This is a genomic window from Novosphingobium sp. (assembly GCF_030699305.1).
Classification (GTDB): Bacteria; Pseudomonadota; Alphaproteobacteria; order Sphingomonadales; family Sphingomonadaceae; genus Novosphingobium.
The window spans coordinates 1-9,162 of the sequence record NZ_JAUYNB010000022.1; the positions used below are offsets into that span (position 1 = coordinate 1).

A 9,162-nucleotide genomic window follows, 5' to 3' on the forward strand; every position below is an offset into this window, starting at 1 on the left:
GAACCGGACAACCATCCACTCCCGCTTTTCAATTCGGGAGGACCGGTGTCCGTCAATGTTGGCGACCAGTCAGCAAAACCACAAATGCGGCGTTCCCGTCCGGTGAACGGGCCTCTAAGTCCAACCCGCGATTCGGTCAACAGCGTTTTTGCAATTTTGTTTCAATCGTCGGAAATCCCTCGCGATTGCCGGGTTTTGCCCGGCCTGCCCCGGCCAGCGTCCGCCCAGCGCCCGCCCAGTGCCCGCGTAGAGCCTTGGTTAAGACCCACACGCTATGACGCGGGTATGTCTGAGGTCGCATCTAACACTGATTCTTCGCCGGTTCCCCGCATCGCGGTGATCGTGCCCGCCTATGGCGTGGCGCATCTGCTGGGCGAGGCGCTCGATTCCCTGCTGGCCCAGCGGTTCACCGATTGGGAATGCCTGGTGATCGACGACGGTGCGCCTGATGATGTGGCCGGGGCCGTCGCCCCCTATCTGTCTGACCCGCGCATCCGGTTTCTGGCGACGCCGAATCAGGGCGTGTCGGGTGCCCGCAACACGGCGATTGCCGCCACCCGCGCACCGCTGATTGCGCTGCTCGATGGCGATGACCGGTTCCGCCCCGAATATCTGGGCACCATGGCCGAGCTGCTGGAAAGCGATGCCGATGTCCGGCTGGCGACCTGCAATGCCCTGATCTTTGGCGCCGTCCCCAAAGAGCGGCTGGCGTTCGAGGCCAAGCAGGGCACCGGCGACGGCACCCGCGGATCGCTGGCGGATGTGCTGGACCGCAGCTTTGGCGTCTATATCGGCACCACGTTCCGCCGCGCCGACTTTGACGCGATTGACGGGTTCGACACCAGCATGGCCCAGGCCGAGGATTTCGACCTGTGGGTGCGATTGATGCAGCTGGGCGGCCACGCCCGCTATGTCGGCCAGGTCATGGGGGAATACCGGGTCCGGCCCAATTCCGCCTCGGCCCATGCCGGACGAATGCTGCTGGGCAATATCAAGGTCTATGAAAAGGCCCGCGCCGCCTTGCCTGCCGACGCGCCGGAACAGCCGCTGCTGGACCAGCTGATCCGCGACAGTCAGGAAGCGCTGGATTTCGAGCACGCCATCGACCGGGTGATGGACGGCGATACCGCGCGCGGGCTGGCTGAACTGCGCCGGGTGAAATCACGCGTGAGCGGTCCGGTATGGGCGATATCCTTCCTGCTCTGGCGCGTGTTGCCGGGCCTCGCGCGGCCGATGCTGGCCTGGCGGCGCAAGGCGCACAGCCGGGGGAACCAGACTGCGGGCGTGCTGGGCTCGGTCCTGCCCGACGGCATCGCACTGTGACCACGACTGTGCCTACGACAGGGACGGCTGGGACCAGCGAGGCCGCGCCGCCGCGATCGTTGCGCGATCAGGTCCGCAGTGCGGTGATCTGGCGGTCCGGCACGCAGATTTTCAGCCAGCTGGTTGCCTGGGCATCCACGTTTCTGGTGATCCGCATCCTCTCACCAGAGGATTACGGACTGTTCGCGATGACATCGGTCGTGCTGGTGCTGCTGGGGCTGGTCAACGGTTATGGTTTTGCCAATGCCGTCATCGCCGACCGCGACGGCGGCGACGGGCAACTGCGCCAGCTGTTTGGCCTGCTGATCGTGATCAACGTCGCGCTGGCCGCCGTGCAGTTCATCGCGGCGCCTTATGTCGCGGCCTATTACGGCCAGCCGCGCGTGACCGACCTGCTGCGGGTGCAGGCGCTGATCTACCTGACCAACCCGTTTCTGGCGCTGGGCTATACCGTGCTGTCGCGGCAGATGGATTTCCGGCGGCAGGCGCAAGTCAACATGGCCTCCGCGTTCATCGGTGCGCTCGCCGCACTGGCCGGGGCGCTGGGCGGGCTGGGCGTGTGGACGCTGATCGTCGCGCCGCTGGCCGGGTTTGTCAGCCGCGCCGTGGGCATGGTGATTGCGGCGCGGGTGTTCATCTGGCCCAGCTTTGACTTTCGCGGCAGCAGCGCGCTGGCCAGTTATGGCGGCATCGCGCTGGTGGGGCAGTTGTTCTGGTTCATCCAGACCCAGGCCGACATCGTGATCGCGGGCCGCGCGCTGCCGGCGGCGGAACTGGGGCTTTACACCACCAGCCTGTTCCTGGCGCAGCTGTTCGTGAACAAAGTGGTGCCGCCGCTCAACGAAGTGGCCTTTTCCGCTTATGCCAAAGTGCAAGACAATCCCACCGCCGTCGCCGAAGGGTTCCTGAAATCGGTGCGGATCATCATGCTGCTGGCGGTGCCGTTCTGCCTGGGGCTGGCCAGCGTCGCGCAGCCGGCGGTTCACGTGATGCTGGGCGCAAAGTGGCTGCCCGCCGCGCCGATTATCGAAGTGCTGGCACTGGCCATGCCGTTCATGACGCTGCACGTGCTGTTCGCCCCGGCGACCAGCGCGGTCGGCCGTCCCGGTATCGCCACGCGCAGCGCAATCCTGGGTGCAGGCATCATGCCGCTGGCCTTCTGGCTGGGGATCAGCGCCGACGGCGCACGCGGGATCGCGTGGGGCTGGCTGGCCGGTTATCCGGTGCTGACGTTCATTTCGGCGCTGTGGGCGCTGCCGGTGATCGGGGTAAAGCTGGCGCAAGTCGGCCGTGCGGTGCTGCCGCCGGTGCTGGCCGGTGCCGCGATGGCACTGGTGGTGCTGCTGACCGACCGGCTGGCGGCGGCAGACCTGTCGCCCTTGTTCCGGCTGGTCGTGCTGATCGCAGCGGGCGGCGCGACTTATGGCCTGTGGCTGACCGGGTTCGCGCGGGACCGGCTGCTGGAACTGCGCGGACTGGCGAAACGGGGTTAAGCCTGCGGGGCGAGGCTAGCGCTTCAGCTGCGCGATCACCTGCCGCGCGGCCGCAGCGTAGGCTCCGCCGTGGAACCGGTACGTGCCGACGAAGTGGGCAAAGCCCGTGCCGGAAGCGATCGGCTCGTTCCAGTAATTCATGTAGCGATCATAGGGCAGCAGCAGCGCGCCGGGATCATTGGCGATCACGAAGTTCGACGTGACCTGCTCACTGCCCCACTCTTCCCAGCGCTGGCGGCCGATCAGGCGTTCCGCGTCACCCGAAAAGGCCTCGGCCAGATCGCGGCCAGTCGCCGCAGGCGCGAACCCGGCAAAGCCGGAACAGCCGCGCGCATAGCGCAAGTCCGGATGACCGGGTATCGCGACCTGTTCCATCGCCTGCTCGATGGCGGACTGCACATGGACCCGCCCCGGCCCGGCCGTGGCGCGGGCGCGCGCTGAAACTTCGGGCAACGGCAACAGTTCCGCATCCGTGCCGCCGCGCAAGGTAAAGCTGCGCGCTGCGGCGATGGCAGCGGTGATTTCCGGGACCGGTCCCAGCGTGACCGTGTCGGAATCGAGCTGGATGACATAAGCATCGCGCCGCAGGTCCAGGATCGTCAGCAGCCGTTCCCACGTGCCGCCGCGCGGACAGGGGCCGGTTTCAACTGCGGCGATCGGGATCACGCGCGGATTGTCCAGATGCTGCGCCAGCACCGCCTTGTCCCCGGCGGTCAGCGTCCCGTCGTCCAGGATCACAACCCGCCCGCAGTGCAGCTGCGCGTGCAGCGATTTTACCGCGACCAGATAGGGCAGCAGCACTTTGGTCCCGATCATCGAAAACAGGATCACTCCGTCATCCGCCGCACGGATCGGCGGCGTATGCAGGATCCCCCGCGCCGCGCGCAGGAAGTGCCCTTCGCGCAGCAGGCGCATCAGCTTGTCACGCACCATCAACATGATCCGGCCATAGCAGCCGGGCGTTAAACAATGACAAATGTCCGGCGGGACGGATGCCGACCGGATGCCGCACCCGTTCGACCAGCAACATGGCGGACCGGTGCGAAAGGGCGTATTACTGACCGCAGAGAGAGATAATCGCCATGCCGATGTACCCTGCCCTGTTGCCGCTGCTGCCCTTTGCCGCCGCTGTCCCGACCATCCTGCATCAGGAGGCGCTGCCGCAAAGCGCGGCGGTTGAGGTGGTCGTCGCCAAGGCCGACCGGCATGAACGGCTGACCGTGCCGGTGCGGATCGGCGCGCAGGGGCCGTTCGATTTCCTGATCGACACCGGATCGCAGAACACCGTCCTGTCCACCGCGCTGGCCGCCAGACTGGCGCTGGTGCCGTCCGCGCGGGCGCGGCTGGTGGGCGTCGCGGGCACCGAAATGGTCGACACGGTGGAAATCGACCAGATCGATCTGGGTCGCCGTTCCTACTACGGGCTGCTGGCCCCGCTGCTGAAAAGCGAAAACATCGGCGCGGACGGCATTCTGGGGATCGACAGCCTGCAGGATCAGCGCGTGCTGATGGACTTCCGCAAAAACCTGCTGGCGATCGACGATGCCAAGGCGTTGGGCGGCAACCGGGGGTATGAGATCATCGTTACCGCCCGCCGCCGGTCCGGTCAGCTGATCATGGCCGACGCCAGGATCGACGGGATCGCTACCGATGTGGTGATTGATACCGGCGCGCAAAACTCCATCGGCAACCTGGCATTGCAACGCGCGCTGACCCGGCGCGGCGACCACGGCACGGTGACGCTGAACAGCGTGACCGGCCAGGCGATCACTGCGCAGGTCGGGCTCGGGCGGATGCTGACAATCCAGGGCATGAACCTCAACAACGTGTGGATCGCCTTTGCCGATGCCCCCGCGTTCGAGGCGCTGGGCCTGAACCGCAAGCCCGCGTTGCTGCTGGGGATGCAGGACTTGCGCAGTTTTGACCGCGTCGCAATCGACTTTTCGACCCGCCGCATCCTGTTCGACCTGCCGCGCGACGCATTCTGAGCCGGGGCGGGTTCGAACCGAACGTCCTTCCCTTTCCGCGCTCACCCCCTAAATGGGGCCAATGCCGCCAGAACAACCTTCCGATCCCGCCGCCCGCCATGATGGCTGGGATACGCTGCGGCGGTTCATGCCCTATCTGTGGCCAGCGGATAATCCTGCGCTGCGCTGGCGGATCGTCTTTTCGACGCTGCTGATCCTCGCCTCGATGGGCGTGACGATGGTGCTGCCCTATTTCCTGAAGTGGGCCATCGACGCGATGAGTCTGACCGGCCCGGCCGCGTTCCAGGTCGCGCTGGCATTCGTGCTGGCATACGGCGCAGGCCGGTTTGGCGCGGTCGTGTTCGACAATCTGCGCAACATCGTGTTCGAACGGGTCGGGCAGGACGCGACCCGCCAGCTGGCTGAGGATGTCTTCGCCCGCCTGCACCGCCTGTCGCTGCGGTTCCATCTGGCCCGCCGCACCGGCGAAGTGACCAAAGTGATCGAGCGCGGGACCAAGAGCATCGACGTGATGCTCTATTTCATGCTGTTCAACGTGTTCCCCACGGTGCTGCAGCTGCTGATCGTGGCGGCGATTTTCTATGCCAACTTCGGCTGGGGGCTGGTCGCGGCGACGGCGGTGGCGGTGGTGGCCTATATCTATGTCACCCGCACGATCACCGAGTGGCGCACCGCCCTGCGCGAAGCGATGAACCAGCTGGACGGACAGGCGCTGTCGCGCGCGGTCGATTCGCTGCTGAACTATGAAACCGTGAAATACTTCGCCGCCGAAGCGCGCGAGGAAGCGCGCTATGCCCAGGCCACCCGCGCCTATGCTGAAGCGGCGGTGAAAAGCGAAAACTCGCTGGGGCTGCTCAACATCGTGCAGGCGCTGGTGGTCAACCTGCTGATGGCGGGCGCGATGGCCTATACCGTCTGGGGCTGGTCGCGCGGGGAATATTCGATCGGCCAGCTGGTGTTCGTCCAGACTTATCTGATGCAGCTGTTCCGCCCGCTCGACATGCTCGGCATGGTCTATCGCACGATCCGGCAGGGGCTGATCGACATGGCCGAAATGTTCCGGCTGATGGACAGCCCGGTCGAAGTGCAGGACGCCCCCGGCGCGCCCGCGCTGATCATCCGTCAGCCCTCGCTGGTGTTCGACAACGTGGTGTTCGGGTACGAACGCGACCGCACGATCCTGAAAGGGCTGTCGTTCGAAGTGCCCGCCGGATCACAGGTCGCCATCGTCGGCCCGTCCGGCGCTGGCAAAAGCACGATCGCGCGGCTGGTGTTCCGGTTCTATGATCCATGGTCGGGCCGGATCCTGATCGACGGGCAGGATATCCGCGAAGTTACGCAAACTTCGCTGCGCGCTGCGATCGGCATCGTCCCGCAGGACAGCGTGCTGTTCAACGACACCATCGGTTACAACATCGCCTATGGCCGGGGCGGCGCAGGGCTGGCCGATGTGGAGCAGGCCGCCCGCGATGCCGCGCTGATGGGCCTGATCGAACGCTTGCCGCAGGGCTTTGAAACCGAAGTGGGCGAACGCGGGCTGAAACTGTCGGGCGGGGAAAAGCAGCGCGTGGCGATTGCCCGCACGCTGGTGAAGAACCCGCCGATCCTGCTGCTCGACGAAGCGACCAGCGCGCTCGATACCCGGACCGAACAGGAAATCCTCGCCACGCTGAACCGGGTCAGTTCGGGCCGCACCTCCCTGTCCATCGCGCACCGCCTGTCGACGATTGCCGATGCCGACGCGATCTTCGTACTGAACGACGGCGCACTGGCCGAAAGCGGCACCCACGCCGATCTGCTGCGCCGCGACGGGCTTTACGCCGAAATGTGGAACCGGCAGGCCGCCGAAGTCGATGAAACCGCCGAGGTCGCGGCCTAGCCGTCATGCGGATCGCGCTGGCCTATAATGCGGACATGGCGCCGCGCCGACTGGCCCGCATCGCCGCGCTGGTGCGCGTGCTGGAAGCGCGGGGGCACGTGGTCAGCCATCATGACAGCCTGATCTTCGTGGCGGCGCGCGATTGCCCGGAGGCCGGGCTGCTGTGCATTGCCGGGGGCGATGGCTCCGCCCGGCTGGTGATCGGCAATCAGGGCGATCTGGCCGCGTTGCCGCCGGTCGCGATCTTTCCGGTCGGCACGATCAACCTGCTGGCGCGCGAGCTGGGCTACCCCGCCAATCCGCTGCAATTCGCGCTGCGGATCGAGGCTGGCCGGCCGCCGCTGCATTCCCCGCTGGTCCGCCTGAACGGCGCGCCGGTGCTGGCCTGCGCCTCGGTCGGGATCGACGCCCACACCGTCGCGGCCCTGTCAGAGGACTTGAAAGCCCGGATCGGGCGATTGGCCTATGTTGCTGCACTGGGCAGCCTGCTGTGGCGCTGGCCGCGTACGCCCTTGCGGATCGTGGCCGATGGACAGGCGTTTTCGGCAGAGGCGGCGTTCGTGCTGCGCGGGCGGTTCTATGCCGGACCGTGGATGCTGGACCCCGCCGCGCACATCGCCCACCCGCGCCTGCGGCTGCTCGCCCTGCCCCGCTGCCGCCGCCGCGACCTGATTGCGCTGGGCTTCTACGCGGCAACCGGATCGCACCGCGCGCATCCGTCGTGGCGGGTGGTGGAATGCGATGCGCTGGAAATCACCAGCGCTGGGCCGGTGCCGGTTCAGGCGGATGGGGACGCGGCCGGACATTTGCCTGCACGGATGACGCTGGACCGAGCGAGTGTGCGTTACGTTTAGCCCTTCACCGCGTCCGCTTCATGCCAGACGACCGCCTGCGCGGCTTTCATGCAGCTGTTCTCGGTGTCCCACGCCAGCGTTGGCGAACCATATAGCCGCCAGCCCTGCTCCAGCGCTTCGGACACGCGCTCGCAAAAAGCGCGGTCATCCTTGCCGGTGAGCAGGCGGTAGATCGGGCGGTCTTCGGGGGTTTGATGTGTCATCCCCCGATCCTAGCAGATTTCGCGTCAGAGAATATACTTCGACAGGTCGGTATCCTGCGCCAGATCTTCCAGCCGCGCGCGGACATAGGCGGCGTCGACCAATACGGTTTCGCCGGCGCGGTCCTCCGCCTCGAAGCTCAGTTCCTCCAGCAGCTTTTCCATCACCGTCTGGAGCCGCCGCGCGCCGATGTTCTCGACCGCTTCGTTCACCTGACAGGCGATCTTCGCCACCGCGCGCACCGCATCGGGCGTGAAGTCCAGCGTGACCTGCTCGGTCGCCAGCAGCGCGCGGTATTGTTCGACCAGATTGGCGCGGGTTTCGCTGAGGATGCGGACGAAGTCTTCCTCGTTCAGCGCCTGCAGCTCGACCCGGATCGGCAGGCGGCCCTGCAATTCGGGCAGCATGTCGCTGGGTTTGGCCACATGGAACGCCCCGCTGGCGATGAACAGCACGTGGTCGGTCTTCATCGGGCCGTGCTTGGTGGAAACGGTGGTCCCTTCGATCAGCGGCAGCAGATCGCGCTGCACGCCTTCGCGGCTGACCGATCCGCCGCGCACATCGCTGACTGCGATCTTGTCGATCTCATCGATGAACACGATGCCGTTGGTTTCGGCATTGGCCAGCGCGACGCGGGCGACGTCGTCCTGGTCCATCCGCTTTTCGGCTTCTTCCTCGACCAGCTTGTCCCACGCGTCGGGCACTTTGAGCTTGCGCCGCTTGAGGTTCTGGCGGCCGAGCGCCTTGCCCATCATGTCGGACAAGTTGATCATGCCCATATTGCCGCCCATGCCGGGGATATCGAACGGCATCGACGGCGTATCCTCCACCTCGATCTCCACCTCGACCTCGTTCATCGCGTTTTCGACCAGACGCTGGCGAAAGCTTTCGCGCGTCGCCTCGCTGGCGTTTTCGCCGACCAGCGCTTTCAGCAGCCGGTCCATCGCCGCCTTGCTGGCCGCATCGCGCACCGCCTCGCGGCGGCGTTCCTTTTCCAGCCGGATCGCTTCCTCGACCAGATCGCGGGCGATCTGTTCCACATCGCGGCCGACATAGCCGACTTCGGTGAACTTGGTCGCCTCAACCTTCACGAACGGCGCGTCGGCCAGCTTGGCCAGACGGCGGCTGATCTCGGTCTTGCCGCAGCCGGTCGGCCCGATCATCAGGATGTTCTTGGGGGTCACTTCCTCGCGCAGTTCCGCGCCGAGTCTTTGCCTTCTCCAACGATTCCGCAGCGCCACGGCGACCGCGCGCTTGGCGTCCTGCTGGCCGACGATGTGTTCATCGAGCGCGCGGACGATGGCTTTGGGGGTCAGGGTATCGGTCATGAATTTCTCACAAGGTCCGTTCGTGTCGAGCGTAGTCGAGACACCTGGCGCACCTGTCTCGACAACACGCGACACCAACGGACACGGGGGGGTCAG

The 9,162-nt window shown here is 66.0% G+C and carries 8 protein-coding genes; 5 read left to right on the top strand and 3 right to left on the bottom strand.

Annotation, left to right across the window (positions count from 1 at the left end; all coding sequences use genetic code 11):
- The first annotated feature begins 285 nt into the window (after nucleotides 1-285).
- Together Q8Q53_RS09945 and Q8Q53_RS09950 are read left to right on the top strand one after the other, a co-directional pair.
- Nucleotides 286-1,323 (top strand): glycosyltransferase family A protein, encoded by a 1,038-nt coding sequence (locus Q8Q53_RS09945; RefSeq protein WP_305701617.1) that lies wholly within the window; start codon nucleotides 286-288, stop codon nucleotides 1,321-1,323.
- 59 nt (nucleotides 1,324-1,382) lie between these two features.
- Nucleotides 1,383-2,816 carry a lipopolysaccharide biosynthesis protein gene (locus Q8Q53_RS09950; protein ID WP_305701618.1) on the top strand — a complete coding sequence of 478 codons (1,434 nt, stop codon included), beginning with the start codon at nucleotides 1,383-1,385 and terminating at the stop codon, nucleotides 2,814-2,816.
- A gap of 15 nt (nucleotides 2,817-2,831) precedes the next feature.
- Here Q8Q53_RS09950 and Q8Q53_RS09955 read toward each other — a convergent pair whose 3' ends face one another.
- Complete coding sequence (locus Q8Q53_RS09955; RefSeq protein WP_305701619.1) at nucleotides 2,832-3,755, bottom strand: hypothetical protein; 924 nt, start codon at nucleotides 3,753-3,755, stop codon at nucleotides 2,832-2,834.
- Between the two features lie 143 nt (nucleotides 3,756-3,898).
- On the opposite strand from Q8Q53_RS09955, the gene Q8Q53_RS09960 reads away from it, so the two are divergent.
- The 3 genes from Q8Q53_RS09960 (at nucleotide 3,899) to Q8Q53_RS09970 (ending at nucleotide 7,537) form a co-directional block, all read left to right on the top strand.
- Nucleotides 3,899-4,804, top strand: a complete 906-nt coding sequence (locus Q8Q53_RS09960; RefSeq protein ID WP_305701620.1) for an aspartyl protease family protein — start codon at nucleotides 3,899-3,901, stop codon at nucleotides 4,802-4,804.
- Nucleotides 4,805-4,865: 61 nt separating this feature from the next.
- Entirely contained in the window at nucleotides 4,866-6,683 is a 1,818-nt protein-coding gene (locus Q8Q53_RS09965; protein ID WP_305701621.1) for an ABC transporter ATP-binding protein/permease, read from the top strand.
- Nucleotides 6,684-6,688: 5 nt separating this feature from the next.
- A complete protein-coding gene (locus tag Q8Q53_RS09970) occupies nucleotides 6,689-7,537 on the top strand; it encodes a diacylglycerol kinase family protein (RefSeq protein ID WP_305701622.1) in 849 nt (282 codons plus the stop codon).
- Here Q8Q53_RS09970 and Q8Q53_RS09975 read toward each other — a convergent pair.
- A complete protein-coding gene (locus tag Q8Q53_RS09975) occupies nucleotides 7,534-7,740 on the bottom strand; it encodes a DUF1737 domain-containing protein (protein ID WP_305701623.1) in 207 nt (68 codons plus the stop codon). The two genes, Q8Q53_RS09970 and Q8Q53_RS09975, sit on opposite strands and share 4 nt — an antisense overlap.
- 24 nt (nucleotides 7,741-7,764) lie before the next feature.
- A complete protein-coding gene (hslU, locus tag Q8Q53_RS09980; protein ID WP_305701624.1) occupies nucleotides 7,765-9,066 on the bottom strand; it encodes an ATP-dependent protease ATPase subunit HslU in 1,302 nt (433 codons plus the stop codon).
- Nucleotides 9,067-9,162 lie beyond the last annotated feature (96 nt).

Bases quoted from the DNA above. Each gene is read 5' to 3' on its own strand.
- Q8Q53_RS09955 (WP_305701619.1), bottom strand. From the start codon at position 3,755: ATGTTGATGGTGCGTGACAAGCTGATGCGCCTGCTGCGCGAAGGGCAC.
- hslU (WP_305701624.1), bottom strand. From the start codon at position 9,066: ATGACCGATACCCTGACCCCCAAAGCCATCGTCCGCGCGCTCGATGAA.
- Q8Q53_RS09945 (WP_305701617.1), top strand. From the start codon at position 286: ATGTCTGAGGTCGCATCTAACACTGATTCTTCGCCGGTTCCCCGCATC.
- Q8Q53_RS09970 (WP_305701622.1), top strand. From the start codon at position 6,689: ATGCGGATCGCGCTGGCCTATAATGCGGACATGGCGCCGCGCCGACTG.
- Q8Q53_RS09960 (WP_305701620.1), top strand. From the start codon at position 3,899: ATGCCGATGTACCCTGCCCTGTTGCCGCTGCTGCCCTTTGCCGCCGCT.
- Q8Q53_RS09975 (WP_305701623.1), bottom strand. From the start codon at position 7,740: ATGACACATCAAACCCCCGAAGACCGCCCGATCTACCGCCTGCTCACC.
- Q8Q53_RS09965 (WP_305701621.1), top strand. From the start codon at position 4,866: ATGCCGCCAGAACAACCTTCCGATCCCGCCGCCCGCCATGATGGCTGG.